We start from the raw sequence: 21,613 nt of genomic DNA, 5'->3' as shown, positions 1-21,613 counted from the left end.
GGGATATAAGCCGTGTTGATTAAAAATACTACTAAGCAATATGGTTTAATCGCTATCCTAATCCATTGGATTATGGCCATCTTCATTATAGGTTTACTGGCTGTAGGACTCTACATGGTTCGGTTACCTATCGGATTGTGGAAATTAAAACTGTATGGATACCATAAAGAATTTGGTGCACTCGTCTTCTTGTTAATCCTATTGCGTATCCTGTGGAAGTTAGTTAATGCGGCACCAACCCTTCCAGATCATATGCCCAATTGGCAAAAGACAGCTGCACGCAGTGTGCACCATGCTTTATACATCGTGGTGTTTTTCATGCCAATCACAGGGTGGCTTACCTCTTCAGCAGCAGGTTTATCGGTTTCCTTTTTTGGATTATTCACTTTACCAGATTTAATTTCCGCCAACCCAATTTGGGAAGAAAATTTAGCCTTGGCCCATGAAGTTCTAGGTTTTACTCTTATCGGTTTACTAGGCTTACATGTAGGAGCTGTATTTCAGCACTACCTTGTATTTAAAGACAATTTATTGAGGAGAATGTGGCCTTGAACTTCAAAATTCCAACTCCGTTGTTTTCGTTATTCAGCTTGTTATTAATTTTGGGCAGTACTATTTCGTTCACTCAAGCTGCAGAAGTTCCGTTGTGGAAAATCATTCCAGACGAAAGCAGTCTCTCTTTTACCGCGACTCAAAATAACGCACCTGTCACTGGAACATTTAAGTCGTTTAGTGGAGAAATAAGTGCTGATCCTGATCATTTAGAAGCCAGTCATGTAAAAATCATTGTTGAGATGAATTCAGTGACTACCTCCCTGAAGGACATAGAAGATGCACTAAAAACAAGTGATTGGTTTAATGTGAGCAGCTTTCCCCAAGCGATATTTGAATCTTCCCAATTCATTAAAACCAACGGGAATGCTCTGCAAGCCAAAGGCACGTTAAGTCTTAAAGGAAAAAGTCTTCCCGTGGTATTAAATTTCACGTTTGAAAACATTTCCGATAACAAAACTAAAGCAACTGGTCACGCCCAATTAATCCGTGCTGATTTTGGTGTAGGTCAAGGAGAGTGGTCCAGTACAGAAGAGATTAAAAATGAGGTGCAAGTCAATTTTGTGATTACAGCAACCAAAAGTCAGTAACTGCGGGATAGCAATTAAATGCCAGGCATAAGGAATAAACCAGGAGAAGAAACAAATCCTACCCTGACAGCCTTAAGTGTGTCAGCCTTAGGTATTGTTTTTGGAGATATAGGAACAAGTCCCTTATACACCTTCAAAACAGTGATCTTGCTGGCTGGTGGAGGAACTCCAAGTCTAGAAACCATTATGGGTTCAGTGTCATTAATCATCTGGACCTTAATCCTGATTGCCTCGATAAAGTACGTCAGTTTTGCATTACAAATTGATAACGATGGGGAGGGCGGCATTCTTGCTTTAATGTCTCTATTGGGTTTAAAGCTCAAACATCGACCCATCATTATCGCTGTTGGACTTATGGGAGCAGCACTGATTTATGGAGATGGGGCAATTACTCCTGCAATTTCTGTACTCTCTGCTATAGAAGGCATGGAGATGATATCGCCTAATCTTAAACAGGTTGTCTTACCTACGGCTGTAACCATTCTCATTCTTTTGTTTGCTTTTCAATCGAAGGGGACTGCAACGATTGGAAAAGCTTTCGGCCCTATCATGGCTTTGTGGTTTTTAACCATTGGCCTTTTAGGGTGTTGGGGGGTGATAAAACACCCGAGTGTATTCGCAGCGATTAATCCCATCTATGGCTTACATTTTTTATTTTCAAATGGTATCACTGGGTTTGTAATTCTCACTGGTGTGTTTCTCTGTGTCACTGGAGCAGAAGCCTTGTATGCTGACTTAGGGCATTTTGGAGCACGCCCAATTCGTTCTGCATGGTTTGGCTTGGTTTTTCCTAGCCTTATTTTGAATTATCTGGGTCAAGCTGCTTTAGTTTTGGAAGGAGCATCCACAGAACATAATATTTTTTATACCTTATGCCCAAGTGGGCTCTTATTGCCTTTAATTTTTTTAGCAACAGCTGCGACGATTATTGCTAGTCAATCCATCATTACTGGCGCATTTTCGATGACAAGACAGGCAGTACAACTCGGCTGGCTACCCAAATTGCGCGTTATACAAACCTCCTCAAAGGGTTATGGGCAAATTTACATAGGAATTGTTAACTGGTTGTTAATGGTTGCTACCCTTGGACTTACTATTGGTTTTGGTCATTCCGAAAACTTAGCTGCCGCCTATGGAATAGCCGTTTCTGCTACGATGCTTTTAACCACAGTACTTTTATTCACAGCTCTTCATGAAGTTTGGAAATGGAATATCATCAAGTCAGGAATTGTTGCTGGACTATTTTTGCTGGTTGACGCGTCTTTCTTTTTGTCAAACCTTACTAAATTCACCGCTGGTGGTTATATACCAGTCACCTTTGCAATGCTCATCTATTTGATAATGTCTATATGGCATAGAGGATATCAATCTCTCTTAGCCAAACAAACGGATAAAGGCATGGGCGTTAATGCCTTTTTAAAGAAAATTCACGAAAAAGGTTTGGTGCGCATACCCACAACAGCGGTATTTCTCACACATAGAGAGCAAGAAATACCACCTATACTGATTTGGTACGTGAAGAAAAATCATGTTTTGCAGAACCAGATCATTATTTTAAAAGTTAATAATCTATCGATTCCCTGGTGTAACCCTAAGGAGCAAATACGCGTTGAAGAAATGGCTTCCGGAATTTGGCATGTGGCTGCAAATTTTGGTTTTATGGATCACCCAAACATCCCCAAATTATTGAAAAACCTAAACGCTAAGAACACCAAAATCAACACGAAAGACATTACCTATTACCTAGGCCACGAAAGAGTACTTCCAAGTGATAGCGCTAACTGTCTAGTCAAGTGCTTTAGCTCCATTTTCGCTTTTATGCACCGTAATTCTCTTCCGATTAGTGATTACTTTAATCTTCCCCCTGAATCCGTCTTTGAAATAGGACGGCAATTGGAACTTTAAACCCAGACAGTATATATATCCATAAAATGACAACACAATATGCTTTCTGCCTTATTTATTTCCTATTGCTCTCAAAAAATACAATTCCTTAATACCCCCTTAATAATGCTCATTTAGAATACACTTTGTCTTTTATGCACATGGGGACGGACCCGGTCCGTCCCCATGCGCATTTTTTTACATATTTTGTCGGTTCTTAATCATTCCTTAATTGTGTTCCATTATAATGCATCTCGCACATTAATAAATCATGGCGTACATTATGCAACATAAAACAGAAGTAGTAGTTGTCGAAACCAGTTCAAAACTTGTTATCAATTATCACAAACATCCTGAAGTTGGTGGGGTGGGACATGTTTCGCTCGAAGTAACTCATCAAGGTAAAACGACTGTCCTAAGTGTGTATCCAACTGAAGATTTAACGCCAACCACTCCAATAGCCGTTACATCGATGTATGTTTTTCCAACAAAAGCGGTTAATCATACCTCTCCATCGAAGTCAGACAGTCCAATTTTTGCCTCGTATGACATTACTGAACAGGTACAAGATATGGATGCTGTTTTTGCAAAGGCTCAAGAGCTCTGCGAAATTATCGAATCAGGACGTGCTGCATTTACATTAACCCCTAGCCAAGTTACACATACTGCAACTGCAGTTTTGAACTCGAATACTTCCACGACTAATATGATGTTGGGATTAAAGGTTATGGACAGAGATCTGATTGATAATGAAGTCGATAAAGTGACGGTCATTAATTGTGCCGAAGCAATCAGTCGAGTGCTTGAAGCAGGTGGCATTGAAAGACCTGAAGGTTTACTGTCCTTCCCTACTCCATCACGCATTAATAGCTATTTTGCCGCTATGTATAATCAAACTGAAGTTACTGAACCTGAGCCAGAATTAATCCTTGAAGATCCTGACGCGGCTCCAATACAAAGCCAAACCCAATCTACGGAGGAAGAGCCTGGATTACTAAGAAGTATGTACAATTCGGTATGCAGCTTCTTTAGCTCCAAAGGATCTCACACCAGTGGACAATCAAACGATGATACCACGAGCTATGATCAGGATGGAGCTTCTCATCAAAGTAGCTCTACAAGTGAACCCGAAAGAGTAGAACAGAGTGACGAAACACCTTCTAGAGAAGAAGATACATCTTCTCCAAGAGCCTCTGAAAGCTCTGATTCTTTCTTTTCTTCAAGTAATGAGGATACCTCCTCTGTTGCTGCAAAAAAAGAGGATGAATCTGATTTGGACTACTGTTCACGAACTGATGCCATGGTTAATTAATAGCGCATATCCTGCGCCATTCAACATTCCTCTCTCTGCTCGTTAGGAAGGTTCTAAAACAGCGTCGATGATACTGAGCGACGCTGTTTAATGATAATCACAGTAAGCAACCTTGTAACCTATTACGTTGTTCCATATAATCAGATGGGCAAATTTTAGAAAAGATGCTCTTGGCATCAACAGCATTGAGGTGATTGCTGTTTAAATAACCAAAGAAAGGAAGAATCCTATATGTTCAGTAAATCGAAAGATGACACTATAGTAAAAGTCCAAGTGGACACACCAAATACAGATGATTCAGTCACCGTGTATGTTTGGTCAAGCGGGTTAAATAGCCTTGGTCATGTCTCAATGAAATTTAGCGATGATCCTCGCCATTATTGGAGTATATGGCCCAAGTCAACACCTGCCGGCGGTCTGACATCTATTTTTCCTCTACAAGCCACCTTAGCTCCAAAATTAGAAGATGATTGCATGCAAGAAGCAATTAGACCCAGAGAAGATTTTGCAAACCTGATGCAGCCTGTTGAAATTATCCCACAACAACCCGATAAAGTGTTTGTAGTACGGGGCCTTGATAAGGAAAAAATGATAAATGAATTCAACCGCATAGCACAAGGACTTGAAACCGGTGATGTCAGTTACCAACTTCTGCCAGGGGTAAAACTAGTCAACACCTTTACTCGAATAATGCCCATGCAGCCTAAAGAAGAAGTGTATAACTGCGTTACTCTTACGGGACATTTATTGAAGGTGGGCGGAAAATCAAATTTAAATTGCAATCCATGGGAAACCCCATCAAATTTTGCAGATCAATTAGGTCATCTCGATCAAACAAAACTCCAAAGTACTTCTCCAGCTGGAGACGACGAGAAACCCGCAAACCCTGTAAGCAAACCTACAGTGCCAGCCTCTGTATCTATAAGAAATAGACTAACAAGTCGTTGGTTTACCGATGACTATTATGATGAAAATTTACAGAATAGTCGGGATTTAACGCCGCCAAGTTCGGATTCTGAAAGCCAAGAAACGGAAGCCAGTTCGGATGATACACCCAGCCACAGTTTTTCAGACTCTTCATTTTCCTTTTTTGACCGTGGAAATGATGATGATGATGCTACAAACTCTAATCAACGAAATGAGGACTCTCCTTCAGTGCTGCAACAAAATGACGATGAATCTGATTCAAGATATTTGTCAAGAGTAGATGCAATGGTCCATTAAATCATTGATGTCGGGCTAAGCCCGACATGTCCTTTTCTTAATAAAAACAGGACTTACGCCCCCGGGTCGAAGCAAAAATTGATTTCAATGAGGGAGTTTAGACAAATTAAATGACGGAATTGAACTCCATTTTTATCACGAAGAGATTGAATTTTTTCGTAAGCCCTGAAAAAAATGCTTGACCCTATTGTTGCTATATACCTTACTTTTAACAACAAGGAGGAAATGCAATGACTCAATGGTACGTTAAAGACTTAGCGAAGTTAACTGGCATTACTGTACAAACACTACATCACTATGACCGTATAGGACTATTGAAGCCATCTCTTCGCTTATCCAATGGGTATCGTGTTTACTCCGAAAACGATTTATTGAAATTACAGCAGATTATTGCCTTGAAGTTTTTTGGTTTTGAATTAGAGCAAATAAAAAACCTACTTGCCAAGGAAAGTAATACGCTTGAGCATTTTAGCAATCAAGCTCAAGTGCTTGAACAAAAAGCAAATGCTTTACTTGAAGGAGCAAAAACGTTGCGAGGCATTATAAGCACTGTTGATACCAATAAATCGATTCCTTGGGAAACCATTATAGAAATTATTGAGGTATATAAAATGACTGAGAATCTTGAACACAATTGGGTTAAAGAAATATTCACCCCGGATGAATTAAGGCAATATGCTGAATTTGAAAAACAGATGAAAGCCAATAAAACACCCGAGCAAAAAGCTGCTTTTGAAGATCATTGGCATCGTCTTTTGGAGGAATTTAAAAGCAATCTTAGCCAGGATCCTAACTCATCGATAGGTATACAATTAGGAAAAAAATTCATGGATTGGGTTAATGGAGTTTATGGTAAGAAATACGCCCATCTGCGAACAAAAAAATGGGAAAAGGGATTTGGGGAAGGGAAAGGTCTTGATGATATTGGCCTAACACCAGAGATGATTGTCTGGTTAGAAAAAGCCACTGATGCGTATTGGAATGACCGGATGTTTGGCATTCTCGATCAAGTTGGTAAATCAGATTCTTCGACTGTCTTGCATTTGTGGAATGAAGCACTTGATGATATGTATGGAGAAGAGACTTCCCGCAAACTCATTGTCTATGAAATGGCATTAAACGATGAACGGGTTAGCCAAGAAGCAAAAACTTGGCTTAGAAGCTTATTAAATTCCTGATATTTTTCGAATAGGAGGGGTATACCCCCTCCCCATATTGATCAATATTATTGTTATATGTTAATATTTTAAGCTAATGCCCCTCATGAGTTGATTCTTAATGCTGAGTAAGCTACCCTCATTTTTTCCAAAAGAGCTCGAAAAAGAACCATCGGAAATCCAGTTTTTAAATCTCACTAAAACTGCCCCAGAAATTAATGAGTTGTATCGAGGGTTTGATAACCTTCAATCTGTCCTGTTTGGATTACCCACTCTGCTTATGGGTGTATTTGGTAAAACATACCCTGAAGTAGTAACCATGGATGAAGTTATGCTGCATAAATTAACTAATTTATCCAATGATTACCACATGGTGAGCATGTCTGAAAACCCTCAAATTGCTTATGATTGGGGAAATGGGGATTATATGACTATTGACCCGACTTTGTTTAGGCCATTTTGTGTCAATGTTCATGCAAGCTATCGAAGACATAATCTCAATTTACCCGGAAAGATGGAAAAAGAATTAGAGCATATCGCTTTATGTGTCCCCTATTGCTGTATAAAAAATATAATTATGCGGGGTAAAATAATAACTAACCCCTTTTATTTAGCTATTTCCCCTAGCAATCATGAGGCAATACAAGAATTCACAGCGATTTACCTCCAGTTAGTGACTTTACTAAGAAATAAATACACGAATAAGTTGAGTGAGCCAGAGGAGAAAATATCTCTGCGTGATTTTGTGACCCAATATCTTCGTTATTATGATCGCTATGGTGCAGAAAACAATCCTTTTAAAAGAACTTTACAAGAGTTAACTGATCAATATGCCGAGTATATGGAGTATTTTCTGCGATTAACTCCCCAGCTTAGTATGACAAAGTCTATGCGAGAAATCTCTCTAACAGATGCAGAAAACATTCTTGCGAATCATTTTTACACCCATTCGATAGATGTCTCCACCCATAAGGCCAAGACAGCTACAACTTACCTTGAAGATGAATGGGCAAGGCCAATGTTTGATTGATTCATTATTTCCAAATTGAACATTATTTTCATTGAAAGATCACTATGAATAATTTAATATCATTGTTGTTTTTCAAAGTCGCTAACTGTTTAATTTATAATCTTTCAATGGCATTAGAGGAGTAGGAATGGGGCTATCAACCGAACAAAAAGTGATTATAAGAACTTTTTTTGAATCCAATTATAATTTATTTTTTGGGGCTCCGACTGAGCGTGAGGCAGGTGGTTTAACACCTAATGAACAAATTATGGTGCTGCAGCATCTGCAATTGCATTTAATGCAACTTCCTACAGAACCATTGGCGGAAGAATTATTAAGTAAGGATATGAATGGGTCCACCGTCCGTGATTTACTCACCGAATTTCTAGAAGAGAATCACTCTCCTATAAAGCCTGAATCCTATAATGCTCTAGTCAATTTTACGAACAACAATATCCACGGAGACCCAGCAACACCTGAAGAAATTACAGCACACTTAGTGGATGTAATTGGAATTGTAACTCAGCAAATGGAACATGGTTATCTCAAGAAGGAAAGCGATCCAGTGATTCAAAATGTTCCTAATAATTCCAATGCAGCAAATGCTCAAAACCAATCTTATCTTCCGACCTTATTAAAATTGGGATTTTTCGGTGGTGCAATTTTGGGCGTTTCATACGTGGCTTCAAAAGTGCTTTCAAGCAATAACTCCAACTCTCTTTAAATCAGAGTTCTTAACGATAAAGCAAGTATCAAACTCGTTGGGCTAAAGCCCAACTTCTGATCCCTTGCTACACTTTAAGTACAGTGAATTCTAATTATAAATCAAAATGGCTGATAGTCCCCTTGTGGCTCTGGCATTTCTGGAAGGTGTGGGATTGGTTTTTTCCCCCTGCATTTTACCTATACTTCCAATTTTGCTAGCAACTACAGCCCAATCCAACCGAGCTAGACCATTAAAAATCATTTTAGGTTTCATAATTAGTTTTACGGCATTTGCACTACTTTCTAGACACATACTCATTATTTTGGGCATTAATTATCACAAAATACAAAACATGGCTTATGCATTATTCATGGTTTTCGGATTAATGATGCTCATACCGTGCTTGGAAAACTATTTTTCTTCCGCAACAGCCCCTTTAGCTCAAAAAGCTCAACAGAAGGCTCATCAACATGAAGACATCTGGAGCGATTATCTTCTTGGTGCATTACTGGGTATTATTTGGACACCGTGTGCTGGTCCTTTGCTTGCCGTTGCCTTGTTACAAGTGATTCAATCCAGTACAAACTGGAGTGCTTTCATTACTTTATTTGCATTTAGTTTAGGCGCAGGAATGCCTATGCTACTCATTGCCTACTTTGGAAGATGGATAACTTCCTGGCTAGGTACTATTTCCCAAAAGACTGAGCTCATTAAGCGAGTGTTAGGGGCAATCATCCTGGTATTTTCCTTTTTGGGATTGATGAATATCCAATGGACAGTTTTCACCCCCTCGATAACTGCATCTAACCAAACCTTTACCAATAAACTTGAGAATGGGCTGCCAGTCCCCTACCCTGCTCCTGAGATCTTGGGAATAACCCAGTGGTTTAATACCTCTCCTTTAACGATTAACACTTTAAAAGGAAAAGTAGTGCTTATTGATTTCTGGACCTATTCTTGCATCAACTGTTTAAGAACTCTTCCTTATCTAAAAGACTGGTATGCCAAATACCATGAAAATGGTTTAGTCATCATTGGTGTACATTCCCCAGAGTTTGCTTTTGAATCCATCCCTGACAATGTAAAAAAAGCAATCCAAGATTTGCAAATCACTTATCCTGTGGCATTAGATAATCAGTATAAAACTTGGAATAATTACAATAATCATTTTTGGCCCGCTCATTATTTAATAGATAAGAACGGCATGGTTGTGTATGTTCATTTCGGGGAAGGGGAATACAATATTACAGAGAATAATATACGGTATTTATTACGTTTAAATCCCACACAAAACTCTTCAGCAGAAAATCCAGTGTATTCGTCTGGACAAACCCCTGAAACTTATCTAGGGAGCTTACGAGCGACAACTCAGTATACAACCTCAACTGATTTGCCTCTCAATTACTGGCGTTTGAATGGTAACTGGTTAATTCAGCCTGAGTATATAGAATCCACAGCAAAAGGAAACAGTATCACTTTGCATTACAAGGCTAAAAAGGTATTTTTAGTCATGAGTACTCAATCAAACAAGTCATCTACAATTAGAGTTACTCAAGATAAGCACACTGATACCCTCACTATTAAAGAATCAAAACTCTATGAAATCATTTCAAACTCTCAGTTAATGGATGCTGAGATCACCATAGAGGTCAACGATGCAGGAATTAGATTTTTTGCCTTCACGTTTGGGGGGTAAATTTAATGTGCTCGCTTGTAATTATAAGCATACTGGTTTGATGTCTCTCTGTTGATTAAAGAACGAATTGACTCATCATCGTTTTCAGTATAATCGCTATCCAGTCGGGCTTTTTCAGATAAGGCTTTAAGCCAATGTCTGGTTTCATCACTTGCATTGGACTGTAATAGATTGTCTAGGAAAAACTGGAGATTGTCTTTGCGTTTTTCAAGTTTGGTATCTTCGATTTCATTAAAAATACCATCTACAATTTCCCATTGTTGATTAGCTTCATCATACATAATGTTGGATTCATTAATATCCCAGAATGTAAATTTAGGATTTTTAATCAAGCGCAAAAGAGTAACAAAACTCTTTCTTTGTCTGAATCCTTCTTGGCCAGTAAATGCACCATTCTCAATATTCTGATGCAGTGTTCGACCTTTGACTCGGGTTTTAATTTGAGCATACACACTTGGGGATTTAAAAAATCTAATATTGGTCATGCCATTCTTTTCTAAAACTTGATGCGTTTTTTCCTCTTTAGCTGCTTCAAAAAAACTGTGCCAGGGCAGTCTAAATCTAAACGGGTGGGTTGGATTCTCATAAACCATACGCAACGAGGTTTTGGATACTTTGACACAATAGTCAGTTGGCTTGCTGTCGTTAGGATTGGGTCTATAAATCCAGTCATAAACATAGGGAAACCAGTAAGAAAAAAAACCTTTTTCATTCTCTGGCCGTTGGACCAATGGGTAAACAGTGCCAAATACGCCAGAACCTAAGGGATGACTGTAATCAATTTTATAATGCGTAAAAGTGAGTTCTTTTGCTTTTTGCAGTGGTTTGGGCTTTGTATCTCTAGAAACATCGAAAATGGATAGAGAAGTATATGGAACAAATTTTCGTGGTAATTTTTGGGCTTCCATTTGAATCCATGCATCGTCTCTGGAGGACTCAGTAAAACCTAATCCTTTATACAATCCAATAGCACGATCATTGTCTACTCGTACCTGCAACCGCATTGAAAATGGCCTTAGATTGGCGTTTTTAAATTCCTGCATCATGGCCACTTTCATTAATTCTTTGCCTATACCTTGCCCCTCAAACTCCTTTCGTACTCCAATGTTTGAGACATACGTGTGATCTTTCAGGCGATTTGCAAAGATATATCCAATAATGCTCTGAGGCTTACCTTCTTCATGGTAAATAAAACAATTTTCCGAGTTAAAATAGGCCTTAAAATCCTTTTCAGTCCATCCATCATCCATGGTTGCAAAGATAACTTTATCGAGTGCCAGGATCTGGTTTTTATCTTCTTGGGTTATCCGACGAATGGGCATAGGCGTTTAGTTAAGGCAAATAGAAGAAAAAGCTTATCACACTTAAGTCATGAGGGCAGTTTTTTATTTGATAGAAAAGGTCACCAACATACTGAATAAGGACCAGGGATATTTATAAATCACAATTACTGGTTTCCTTTCTTTTATGATTCACTTAATGAGTACTTTACATCCCAGGGAGTACACCATAGGATAAAACAAATGACATTCGTATTTTTGAAAAGGAATTCCCATGATTGTATTTCTATTCGGATTACCTGGCGCAGGAAAAACATATCTCGGACAATTACTCGCCAACCATTGGTCATGCCCATACTGGGACGGGGATGAGGCACTTACCCAAGAAATGAGGGTTGCGGTGCATGAAGAGAGACCTTTTTCAGAAGAAATGACTCGGACGCTGAGCAATCGAATGATCGAAAGCATGACTAGCCTTTCATCATCACATAAAACGTTTGTAGTTTCACAAGCAATGCTGTTAGAAACTGATCGAGAGCTGTTTAAAAAATTGTTCCCCGATATTCGCTTTGTGTATATCCATTGCGATAAAAATACCATGTTGCAACGCGTGGCCAGTAGAGCAAATTTTGTAAGCGTTTCTTATTGCGAAAAGCTTCTTACTGCTTTTCAGCCTTATGAACAAGCAGCCCTTCAATACCCTTCAGTCAATAACAATAATAAAGACGATACAATTCTTTTAGATGAACTAAAACAAGCCTGTACTAAAGAAAGTAAAAATTATCCCGGTAATGGCTTCTTCAATAGTATGGTTCTATCGATACAGTCAGCCCCCCAAAAAGATCTTGCTTCATCACCCAATTTGTAGTGCAATTTTATTCCGTTTTGGATCTCTAATTTATCCTCATCAATCAGAATTATCTATTGAAGAGAAAACTGATTAGAGACAGAATAGTGCTTATACACCTTTAACAGACACCTTTGGTTGGTGAAATGACACAGGCAAAAGTTACTTTTTGGGCAGAAAAGCCCGCCGAAGAATACTTTGTAGTGAAACAGAAAAAAGGCTCTGAAGCAATTTCACCCATCAACGCATTGCATGACCATCTTTCAAATGCAATTTATCAATTATTCGGAGTATGCACACCCGATTTTTACATTGGAAATTACAATAAAAAGCTGAGCTTAATTTCTAACATCATGCGCGGGTATCAAGATCTTGTAGAATGGCTTAAAGGCGGAGAAGCAGCTATTGAAGAAATCAATAAATGTCAAAAAGTTGATGATTGTGTGACTGCTTATATTAAAGCTGAAAACGGATTATCTGTTATTGACAAAGAAAGCTTACTTGCTGCAGCCATTGTCTTAGAAGATACCGATGTCCTTGGAGCCGGGCTAAGAAATATAGGTCTGATTAAATTCTTTGGAAAGCATAAAATCGTAAAAATTGATCCAAGTAGTACCGTATTCGACACCACAAAAGAAAATATCGAAACTGCGCTTAAAGAATTTGAATCGAATTTATCGCTTAGCGACCCATTGATATATAAACCATTTTCATTCAATAGGGTATATAACAACCCTAAAAGTGTTTTAGGAAATCTGCATTTTAGTGAGTTTTTTCATGACATTAATAAAGGAAAGCTCGTTAAAGAGTTGACAAAATTCGCCAATTTAGACGAAAAATCCATTCGAAATCTTGTCCTTCGAGATGAGTACTTTGACTTGCTATCTGTGGATAAAAAAGATCCCTACTTAGAGCAAATAACCTATATTTTGTTACGTAAAAAAGACATATTAAGAAAAGTACTGAATTGCCCAGAAATAACATTTACCCCTCCAGCACCACCCCAAGTCTTCATAAAAGACCTTGAACTTGGTGAGCCTATAGAGCAAATTAAACATGGTGCTTCTATGCCTTTAAAAGTTAAAGGTACAAAATCCCCTTCTTATCTTGAAGAAAGCAAAAGCCAAGAGACTCTCTATACCACTTGATAGAAATTAATTTATGAGGGTAATTTGCACTTTAGAGCCTAGTTTATGGCAACTTTAGTTTTTTATGCTATTTTTAACTAAGATACACCAAATTTAACCACAATGGCAAATAAGGGATCTAATCATGGCTAGAGCACAACTTCATCCTGATTCAAAAGAGTTTATACATTGTTTAACTGAACGCGCAAAGAAAGCGTTAAATGGCAATAATCTTCTTGAATTGTCCCCCGACAAAAGTCGTCAAGCATTTAATTTATTAACTGCACCTATTCCTGGTAAATTAAAACCAATTCACTTGGATATAGAAGACCGAATCCTTCGAGTAGAAGGTGTGGATATCAAAGTAAGATTGTATCGTCCACTGAATGAGACAAAAGATTTGCCCGCATTAATTTATTGTCACGGAGGTGGCTTTATTTTTGGGGAACTTGAGTTTCTTGATTATGCTTGCAGATCATTGTGTAACGGCGCTCACTGCTTAGTGGTTGCTGTCGACTTTCGACGAGCCCCCGAACACAAATTTCCTACAGCGCATATGGATTGTTATAATGTTGCTCGTTATGTTCAAAATCATGCACCTGAATTTCGCTGTAATGGAAAATTAGCTGTTGGTGGGGATAGTGCTGGCGGAAACATTGCTGCAAGTATTTGCCATATGGCAAAAAAGAATAAAGACCTGAAAATCTCCTTTCAGCTTCTATTCTACCCTTGGGTTGATTTAAACAACAAAATGCCTTCTGATAAAACGTTTGAAAGTGGCTATTTTCTTGAAACCAACACCCTGCATTGGATGAGAAAACAATATCTTTCAAAACCAGCTGATGAAAAAGACCCAATAGCTAATCCTCAATTCCAAAAAGACTTTAAAAACTTACCACCTGCGTTAGTCATCGCCGCAGAATGTGATCCAATCCACGATGATGCCAAAAAATACTACCAACAATTAGTCGATGCAGGAAATAACGCTGAGTTTATGGAGTGCGGGGGTATTCTTCACGACTTTTGTGCTCTTCCCTCACATTATGAGGCCGCTTCATTGGCCTATGGGGTTGCGAGCTATGCTTTAAAACAAGCATTTAAAGTGTAATTCAATCTGGGAATCTGGGGACGGACCGGGACGGACCCCATGTACATTCCATGTACATGGGGTACATATACAATTTAGATTGAATGCACAATAACAGTTGGGTTTACTTTTAACTGATCCATTGAAAACATAGAGTAGACAAAACTGTTTCTTGGCTCTCCAGTTAGGCAATCTTTACAGTAGTTTTTGAGACAAGCTTCGAGAATGTAGCCACAACGTTCGGCCACAGCTTGGCTTTTTTTATTCTGCTCTTGAGTTTTAATTTGAACCCTAATAGCCCCGAAGTAGCTAAAAGCTAATTTTGTAAGTGCTGCTGTGAATTCTGTAGCGTACCCTTGCCCTGTACATTGAGTATCCAACCAGTACCCTATTTCACAAAAAGGGACCTCAAGATCACTTCTATCGTTATAACCAGTAGCAGCAATTATTTCCCGATTACTTTTCAAAACAACGATTAGCGGAAGGTCGGGTTGCTTTTTGCTTTTCAATTGCTTTATAGCAGTTCTGACAAATTTTCTTGTTGCTTTAAGGCTAGGATCGTGTGCCCAAGGCATCCAACGTTGCAATTCACTCAACGATCTATTTATTACCAAATTCAAAGGCTCAATATCTCCTTCTTCGGGAGAACGAATAAATAACCTATCCGTTTCAATTAATACATTGTCAGTCATGAAATCTATATCCTAAGTGGGGACGGACCGGGACGGACCCCAACTAAATTTGTATTGTTTGTTTAAATAATGTCAGCAAGTATATTCCATGACTTTTCTTTGAATCAATTGAATATTTTACAAAAACAATATATTTTCTACTCGAGTCCAAAATCGTTTAAAGGAATAAATATGCCCAGGAAGCCCAGGGTTGTATCTGCGGGGCAACCCCATCACCTCATCCAACGTGGTAATAATAGACAAAATATATTTAATTTGCCAAAAGACTATAACTACTTTCTTCAAAAACTGTATGAAGCATCATTTGAGCATGACTGTGAGGTTCATGCTTATGTCTTAATGACAAATCATACTCATATGCTTGTAACTCCTAAAAACCAGGAAGATCTAGCGAAAATGATGCGTAAATTAGGAACCAGCTACGTTAGCTACTTTAACTATAATTACGAACGAACAGGTTCACTGCTAGAAGGCCGTTATAAATCAGCAATAATCTCTGATGACTTATATTTTCTAATTTGTATGAGATATATCGAATTAAATCCAGTCAGGGCTCATATATCAAAACACCCATCAGACTACGAATGGTCTAGTTATCATGCAAATGCAATGGGTCAAAAAAGTACCATTATTACTCCCCACCCCTTATTTTTATCATTAGCAAACAATGAAGAAGAAAGATATGAGCTGTATAAGGATCTCTTTTCAATACCATTGTCTAAAAAGGATATCAAAAGAATCCTGTCATCTTGAGATATGATCTTCGTTGTAAGGCCTATTATTCATGAACTATTGTACATTTTTGAACGGGGTCCGTCCCGGTCCGTCCCCATCAAATTCTAGACAGCTTATTTTCATCATCTATAATTAACTCATATTCAATATTGTCTTGGACAAAAATGAACAGTATGAAGAGGACCTTAATACTTTTATTTTTTATAGGGTTTCAGACAGCTGTTTTCGCATCCGCAATTAAAGAGAAACTATCCAAGATACTAGACGGGGAGTTGGCAAAATCAAAAACACCAGGAGCCGTTCTACTCGTTTCCAGTCCTACTTTAGGTACTATTTCTGTTGCAGGAGGTCTTTCTGAAGTAAAAGATAAAACCCCCATGGAAACTACAAATAACTTTCGCATTGCCAGCATGAGTAAAACCTTTTTGGCAGTCACTGTTCTAAAACTAGTCGAAGAAGATTATTTCAGCCTAGATGATAAAATCGAAGATCTCTTGCCGGATAGTGTGGATACGGACCGTATTCCAAACGGAAATCTCTTAACCGTGAGGCAATTGCTGCAAATGCGAAGTGGCATTCCAAATTACACGGATTCAGATGCTTATTATGAGTTGATTGATAAACTGGATGAAAAAGAATGGACTGCCCAACGCTGCGTTAAATTAGTTTATGATGAAAAGCCCAATTTCAAACCCGGCTCCTCCTATGAATACTGTAATACCAATTATCTTCTTCTTCAATTAATTGTTGAAGAGGCAACAGGAAAATCTTATGCCGCGGCAATTCGTGAAAAAATCCTCAAACCCTTAAACATGAAAAATACCTTTATCGAAATTCATGAGTCAACGAATGAGAACTATCTCTACACAAATGGCTATACGGTTGAGGATAATAAATTGACGGATGTCACTGATTATAACGACGGATTTGGCCTAGCCGATGGCGGGATAATCAGCGATGCCGAGGACATGAAAACCTTTGTCCAAGCATTACTAGAAAATAAAACCTTGCTCCCAGAACCTTTATTGAAAACCATGCTAAGCACAAAGGATGAGTATGGATTAGGAATTTATTATGAAGAGTTCGATGACGATTGGGTATGGACTCATAATGGAAACAGTTCAGGCTTTTCTGGGCAGTATTATTATTTTGAAGACATCAAGCTAACAATCATTGTATTAACAAACTGTTTTGATACGGATATTTTATCCAATGTGGTTGAAAAGGTTTTACCTATAGTAATCTCTGGAAAATAACAGTGAACTGTAAGAAAAATGAATTAGCCTAGATGGAGCTCGGAAACATCTAGGTTAAAGATCGTCGCACCAATACCCAGGCTACTAATATAAGATCAAGAGGCATAAATATCATTGATATCGATTGGATTGTCCTTATTCCATAATTTGATGATCAAATCATCTAAATATGAGGGATAAGCATGACAACCTGGAGATAAATTGTTTTCCAGCAGAATTTGAGCACCTAAATTGTGAGCATAAAAAACAGGATCTAAAAAATGAATACGCGTTGGATGTGCCAAGGAGAAATTAATGGGTGTCTTATTGCACAGCACGCGTTTATGATTAATTGCAGGGCCAATTTCATCAGAAGCCCCCATATTAGCAACATAAGCATGAGTACAATCATCATTATTCAAAATTTCCGATAATACGTGCTTTTGTCCAGTAGCTGTCACTAGACAGAATGCTTCCCTACAAAATTTTTTTAATTTTTCATCATCCGAAAAAAAGACCGTTTCATAGCCCATTTGCTTTGCAACTTTTAGCATGTCTTCAGAAGAATCAACAACCACAATGTTGTTGGTTTCTTTTGCGAGATACTTAACGATACCTTTCCCAACCTTGCCAAAACCAAATACGATGAAACGCTTGTTTTCAATCGACTCTCCAGTTAATTCCTTAAAAGCTCTAACAAAAGCTTCGCCAGTACCATACATACCTTCTAGTTTCTTTAGATGTGAATCGTCTACATTAATTACTGGAAAAGAGGTATTGGCCTCTTGATAAATGTTTCCACCAGATTGCGTTAGCTCTACAACACCCTTTTTAATCTGGACATTATTCATTTCTAATACTTCAGCGCAACAATCCAATGCAACATCAAACTCACCCTGTATGTCTTTGTGATGTTCAATGTAGGTGATTCCTAACTTATGAAGCAAATCAATAATCTTAGACTTAGGAGACACGGGGATAAATTTAGTATGTGTAACAGTGAGATCGGCACCGCTAGCTTGAAGCGATTCAAGTTTCACCAAAGTTTCATAGGTCAGAGGTATGTTATGCAATATTCGAATGCCTTTAAGAGCTTGCGTTTTCAACCAAAGTTCACGAAGACTATTTAACATCATCACTTTAGAATCTTTGAATACGTCTTCATTGAATTGAATTAATTGCATTAATTTTGTTTGAACATCCATTTGATTCACGTGTTAGTTTTAGACAGAGACATCAGGATAAATCATAATTACATCTAGGGCAACGCCAGGATAGATCCAACCAAAACCACTCCAACTCCCCCCCTTTAAAACGATTGACTTATGCCTTAATATGGATCACCCTACATTAGGAATGATCAATGATTTTGATTGGAGAATAAGTTTCAAATTAGTCTAGGGAGGTTGTATGATTTTTTTAAGTATCCCAAAAGGAATGCAGTTCAAACAGATTACGGATGGAGAGCAAACCGTCGACTTTTTTATTGATCCTAATGATAAATTACCTCAAATTAATATTCAGGACTTGGTTAAAGACGCTCTGCAAAACAATAAAGGTAGAAAAAAGGTAATCGATTTACCCGACTTCACAATTTATAGACATAAACCACCCTACATAGATAAAGAGTTCCTTAAATATGTTCCTGATCATAATGGTAAGTACTTTACAAAGGTGAAACCCATCTTGGTCAATGGCAAAGAGTTTCACCCAGGAAAATCGCCCGAGACCAGGTATGGTACCTTCTGGTATCAAGTAACCCCTCTTTCCGAAGCGAGAATAGCAGAAGTACTTGTCCAGCAAAGTGAGCAACGAGAAAATCGTAGGCACATAGGAGATAGACCTTCTGCAACCTAAAATCGTGGATAGGTCAAAAATGTACATGTTATGATATATTAAGTGCAAAATTAACGCATATATTCTTTAACCATGACCAAAGATCAATTTACTATTGTGAAATTAACTGCCTTAGGTGGTACTCTAGAATTTTATGATTTCACCATCTATGCTCTTTTCGCCCCCTTTATCAGCTATCATTTTTTTACCAATACGAATCAACTGATAGGATTAATCAACACCTTTGCGGTTTTTGCTTTAGGCTATTTGGCACGCCCCCTTGGTGGAATTTTTTTTGGTCACCTGGGTGATAGATTGGGACGTAAATCAGCGTTTGCACTGGCTGTATTTTTGATGGCGATTGCAACTTTATTGATGGGGTGCTTACCAAGCTACCAATCCATTGGAATGACTTCTCCAATTCTTTTAATTGGACTGAGATTAATGCAAGGATTTTCTGTAGGTGGAGAGATACCTGGAGCAGCCATTTTTACCTTGGAACATGTCCCAGAAAATAAGCAAGGTTTTTCAATAGGTATTGTGTTTATGTGCATCACTCTTGGGAATACCCTTGGTGCAGCTGTTGGATTATTGTTAACTACGTTACTGGATCACCAGCAAATGATGGACTGGGGTTGGAGAGTTCCTTTCATACTTGGCTTTTTACTTGGAATAATTAGCTACGTCATTCGTAGGAATGCCATTGAAACTCCAACTTTCCTAGCTATGCAGAAGGAGCAACAAATACACCGCGTTCCAATTTTAAAATTACTGCAATCATCCCGAAAAAAATTAGTAATCAGTTTTTTACTTACCGCAGTACCTGCATCCATTATTTCTCTACTTCTTTATTTACCTACTTATCTAACCAGTGTGCTAAAAATGGACATTACCCACACCTATTGGATTAACTTCATGAGCTTTTTAAGCTTCGCCCTACTGACTTCATTCTTTGGATGGATATCAGATTTAGTATCTCGAGAAAAGCTAGTCACTTTCGGAGCCACCAGTTTATTGCTTGTGAGCTACGTATTATTTTACAAGTTATCTGTGTTTGGAGAATCCTTTATTTGGGTGTTTGTAACTGGTTTTACACTGTTTGGCGCTATGGTCAATGGCAGTTACGTGGCACTTCTTGCTAAATCCTTTCCTGCGCCGTTGCGCTATTCTGGAGTAGGATTAAGTTATAGTTTAGGAATTGCCTTATTTGGAGGTATTGCTCCATTAGCATTTACTGGTTTAATTAAATGGTTTGGGTTAGTAGAAGCACCTGCTTTTTATATGATTGCTTGTGGAGCAATCACTCTTGCTAGTGTGTGGTTGATGAGGCGAAGGGTATCGAGCTAAATTCGCCATCCACTTCATCACGGTCTCGGCTCGGTCTTGTTTCGTGCTATCTGAACCGCGCCTCTGAGCTGGCCGAAACGATTCCCTCTACAACTTTAGCTGAATTTTTTGCAATTCCTGAATCAGATCGCATGGATTTTTATGAGTGGTCCAATAAATAACATGACCCCATTTTTTGGAGGGTCAACAACGTATTATGATGAGGACGGAATCAAGGTCAATCATAGTGCAAAACAACTTTATCAATATTTTGCCAATCTCATTGCAGAGAGAAGGTCAAAACCTGGAACTGATTTTCTCAGTACTTTATTGCTCCACCAGAACCATTTCAATTTGTCGGACGATGAAATTATATCGCAAGCGATTATGATGCTGGTTGCAGGACAAGTGACGACAACTGATCAAATGTGCAATAACTTATACACATTTTAGTTATGGGTATGGCAGCCTTTTTTGTTTGGGCGCAAAATTAGCACGAATTGAAATGCATGAAGTGTTTGAACGTTTGGCGGGAAATTTCCGTCACTTGAATTTTAGCGACCAAATCCCCTCGATAAGAAAACATCATAGTCTTTCATTTTCTGACTTTGAGACATTGGGATTGAAAAAAATTTCAACACATTGCGAGGATAAAATTGTAGCCCTGGTGGAGACGCAGCCGTAATCATGGACGACTTACGAAAACCCCAAGGTCAAGGCTTCATTTTCTGATAGTTACCTCAAAAGTGAAGCTTACAAAGATTTCGTCTACTATTTAATGTAGGTAAGGAACAACCATCTTTAGGAAATAGGTATGAAAAACCAACTCTTCGCTTTTTTGATAATCTTATGTTTTAGTTCTTTTTCCTTCGCTGAAGGCAGCGCCTACAATGGCCCTGACAATCCAATTATTCCCGCTGATAAGGAAGAGATCCGGTTGAAGCTCGATCAATGTATAACCGATTTGAATGACGTATTTACTGATAATGATACGCATGATGCAGCTAAAGAACTCTGTAGGCTTAGACAGGAACATGCTGAAGCAAGACAAGCCGTGTTAAAAGGTTTGGCAGATTTAGTTGTTCAATACAAAGGGGTTACAAATCACGATCACGATCAACAACTTGGCGAAACCATCTCTTTAATACAAACCAACATAAGTAGTTGCATTAATGCTCTAGCCTCCCAAGAGTATTGCCATAACATCAATTGTGAAACCACCCCGGAGCTCGATGCCACCTTTTGTGAGAAACAAGCTCTTACTCTGATTAATCGGATTTTAGGCCGATAGGAGCTAAAGCGAAAATTGACAACCCTA

At 38.4% G+C, this 21,613-nt stretch carries 21 protein-coding genes; 18 read left to right on the top strand and 3 right to left on the bottom strand.

Annotated elements, in window-relative coordinates; genetic code table 11:
* Window positions 1-12: 12 nt before the first annotated feature.
* From Lwal_RS07935 to Lwal_RS07895, 9 genes are all read left to right on the top strand, one after another.
* Window positions 13-552, top strand: a complete 540-nt coding sequence (locus tag Lwal_RS07935; RefSeq protein ID WP_058480291.1) for a cytochrome b — start codon at window positions 13-15, stop codon at window positions 550-552.
* Complete coding sequence (locus Lwal_RS07930; RefSeq protein WP_065235658.1) at window positions 549-1,142, top strand: YceI family protein; 594 nt, start codon at window positions 549-551, stop codon at window positions 1,140-1,142. Before Lwal_RS07935 ends, Lwal_RS07930 begins: the two co-directional genes overlap by 4 nt.
* A gap of 18 nt (window positions 1,143-1,160) precedes the next feature.
* Window positions 1,161-3,047, top strand: a complete 1,887-nt coding sequence (locus Lwal_RS07925; RefSeq protein WP_058480290.1) for a potassium transporter Kup — start codon at window positions 1,161-1,163, stop codon at window positions 3,045-3,047.
* A 262-nt stretch (window positions 3,048-3,309) separates the two neighbouring features.
* Window positions 3,310-4,338, top strand: a complete 1,029-nt coding sequence (locus Lwal_RS07920; protein ID WP_058480289.1) for a hypothetical protein — start codon at window positions 3,310-3,312, stop codon at window positions 4,336-4,338.
* 231 nt (window positions 4,339-4,569) lie between these two features.
* Window positions 4,570-5,562 carry a hypothetical protein gene (locus Lwal_RS07915; protein WP_058480288.1) on the top strand — a complete coding sequence of 331 codons (993 nt, stop codon included), beginning with the start codon at window positions 4,570-4,572 and terminating at the stop codon, window positions 5,560-5,562.
* A 230-nt stretch (window positions 5,563-5,792) separates the two neighbouring features.
* The gene (locus Lwal_RS07910) at window positions 5,793-6,740 is read left to right on the top strand and encodes a MerR family transcriptional regulator (RefSeq protein WP_058480287.1); all 948 of its coding nucleotides are present in this window, start codon (window positions 5,793-5,795) and stop codon (window positions 6,738-6,740) included.
* A 100-nt stretch (window positions 6,741-6,840) separates the two neighbouring features.
* Window positions 6,841-7,749, top strand: a complete 909-nt coding sequence (locus Lwal_RS07905) for a hypothetical protein (RefSeq protein WP_058480286.1) — start codon at window positions 6,841-6,843, stop codon at window positions 7,747-7,749.
* A gap of 127 nt (window positions 7,750-7,876) precedes the next feature.
* A complete protein-coding gene (locus tag Lwal_RS07900) occupies window positions 7,877-8,452 on the top strand; it encodes a hypothetical protein (protein WP_058480285.1) in 576 nt (191 codons plus the stop codon).
* Window positions 8,453-8,558: 106 nt separating this feature from the next.
* The gene (locus Lwal_RS07895) at window positions 8,559-10,130 is read left to right on the top strand and encodes a cytochrome c biogenesis protein DipZ (protein ID WP_058480284.1); all 1,572 of its coding nucleotides are present in this window, start codon (window positions 8,559-8,561) and stop codon (window positions 10,128-10,130) included.
* Window positions 10,131-10,132: 2 nt separating this feature from the next.
* On the opposite strand, the gene Lwal_RS07890 is transcribed toward Lwal_RS07895, so the two are convergent.
* Window positions 10,133-11,452, bottom strand: coding sequence for a GNAT family N-acetyltransferase (locus Lwal_RS07890; RefSeq protein WP_058480283.1), 1,320 nt, complete (start codon window positions 11,450-11,452; stop codon window positions 10,133-10,135).
* Window positions 11,453-11,684: 232 nt separating this feature from the next.
* Here Lwal_RS07890 and Lwal_RS07885 point away from each other — a divergent pair, with 232 nt between their 5' ends.
* The 3 genes from Lwal_RS07885 (at window position 11,685) to Lwal_RS07875 (ending at window position 14,492) form a co-directional block, all read left to right on the top strand.
* Window positions 11,685-12,278: an AAA family ATPase gene (locus Lwal_RS07885; RefSeq protein ID WP_058480282.1), complete on the top strand. Its 594-nt coding sequence runs from the start codon at window positions 11,685-11,687 to the stop codon at window positions 12,276-12,278.
* Between the two features lie 125 nt (window positions 12,279-12,403).
* Window positions 12,404-13,405: a hypothetical protein gene (locus Lwal_RS07880; protein ID WP_058480281.1), complete on the top strand. Its 1,002-nt coding sequence runs from the start codon at window positions 12,404-12,406 to the stop codon at window positions 13,403-13,405.
* 124 nt (window positions 13,406-13,529) lie between these two features.
* Window positions 13,530-14,492: an alpha/beta hydrolase gene (locus Lwal_RS07875; RefSeq protein WP_058480280.1), complete on the top strand. Its 963-nt coding sequence runs from the start codon at window positions 13,530-13,532 to the stop codon at window positions 14,490-14,492.
* A gap of 74 nt (window positions 14,493-14,566) precedes the next feature.
* Here Lwal_RS07875 and Lwal_RS07870 read toward each other — a convergent pair whose 3' ends face one another.
* Window positions 14,567-15,163 (bottom strand): GNAT family N-acetyltransferase, encoded by a 597-nt coding sequence (locus Lwal_RS07870; RefSeq protein ID WP_058480279.1) that lies wholly within the window; start codon window positions 15,161-15,163, stop codon window positions 14,567-14,569.
* Window positions 15,164-15,334: 171 nt separating this feature from the next.
* Here Lwal_RS07870 and Lwal_RS07865 point away from each other — a divergent pair, with 171 nt between their 5' ends.
* Together Lwal_RS07865 and Lwal_RS07860 are read left to right on the top strand one after the other, a co-directional pair.
* A complete protein-coding gene (locus tag Lwal_RS07865; RefSeq protein ID WP_058480278.1) occupies window positions 15,335-15,916 on the top strand; it encodes a transposase in 582 nt (193 codons plus the stop codon).
* Window positions 15,917-16,071: 155 nt separating this feature from the next.
* Window positions 16,072-17,154 carry a serine hydrolase domain-containing protein gene (locus tag Lwal_RS07860; RefSeq protein WP_058480277.1) on the top strand — a complete coding sequence of 361 codons (1,083 nt, stop codon included), beginning with the start codon at window positions 16,072-16,074 and terminating at the stop codon, window positions 17,152-17,154.
* Between the two features lie 95 nt (window positions 17,155-17,249).
* On the opposite strand, the gene Lwal_RS07855 is transcribed toward Lwal_RS07860, so the two are convergent.
* Window positions 17,250-18,338 carry an NAD-binding protein gene (locus Lwal_RS07855; RefSeq protein ID WP_058480276.1) on the bottom strand — a complete coding sequence of 363 codons (1,089 nt, stop codon included), beginning with the start codon at window positions 18,336-18,338 and terminating at the stop codon, window positions 17,250-17,252.
* A gap of 205 nt (window positions 18,339-18,543) precedes the next feature.
* On the opposite strand from Lwal_RS07855, the gene Lwal_RS07850 reads away from it, so the two are divergent.
* The 4 genes from Lwal_RS07850 (at window position 18,544) to Lwal_RS07835 (ending at window position 21,586) form a co-directional block, all read left to right on the top strand.
* Window positions 18,544-18,990, top strand: a complete 447-nt coding sequence (locus Lwal_RS07850) for a hypothetical protein (RefSeq protein WP_058480275.1) — start codon at window positions 18,544-18,546, stop codon at window positions 18,988-18,990.
* Between the two features lie 72 nt (window positions 18,991-19,062).
* Entirely contained in the window at window positions 19,063-20,316 is a 1,254-nt protein-coding gene (locus tag Lwal_RS07845) for an MFS transporter (protein ID WP_058480274.1), read from the top strand.
* Window positions 20,317-20,457: 141 nt separating this feature from the next.
* Window positions 20,458-20,748: a cytochrome P450 gene (locus Lwal_RS17905; RefSeq protein WP_058480273.1), complete on the top strand. Its 291-nt coding sequence runs from the start codon at window positions 20,458-20,460 to the stop codon at window positions 20,746-20,748.
* Window positions 20,749-21,109: 361 nt separating this feature from the next.
* The gene (locus Lwal_RS07835) at window positions 21,110-21,586 is read left to right on the top strand and encodes a hypothetical protein (protein ID WP_058480272.1); all 477 of its coding nucleotides are present in this window, start codon (window positions 21,110-21,112) and stop codon (window positions 21,584-21,586) included.
* Window positions 21,587-21,613 lie beyond the last annotated feature (27 nt).

Source organism: Legionella waltersii (assembly GCF_001468085.1).
Taxonomy (GTDB): Bacteria; Pseudomonadota; Gammaproteobacteria; order Legionellales; family Legionellaceae; genus Legionella; species Legionella waltersii.
The sequence above is the reverse complement of the archived record's forward strand: the minus strand, read 5'-3'. Positions and strand labels throughout refer to the sequence as shown.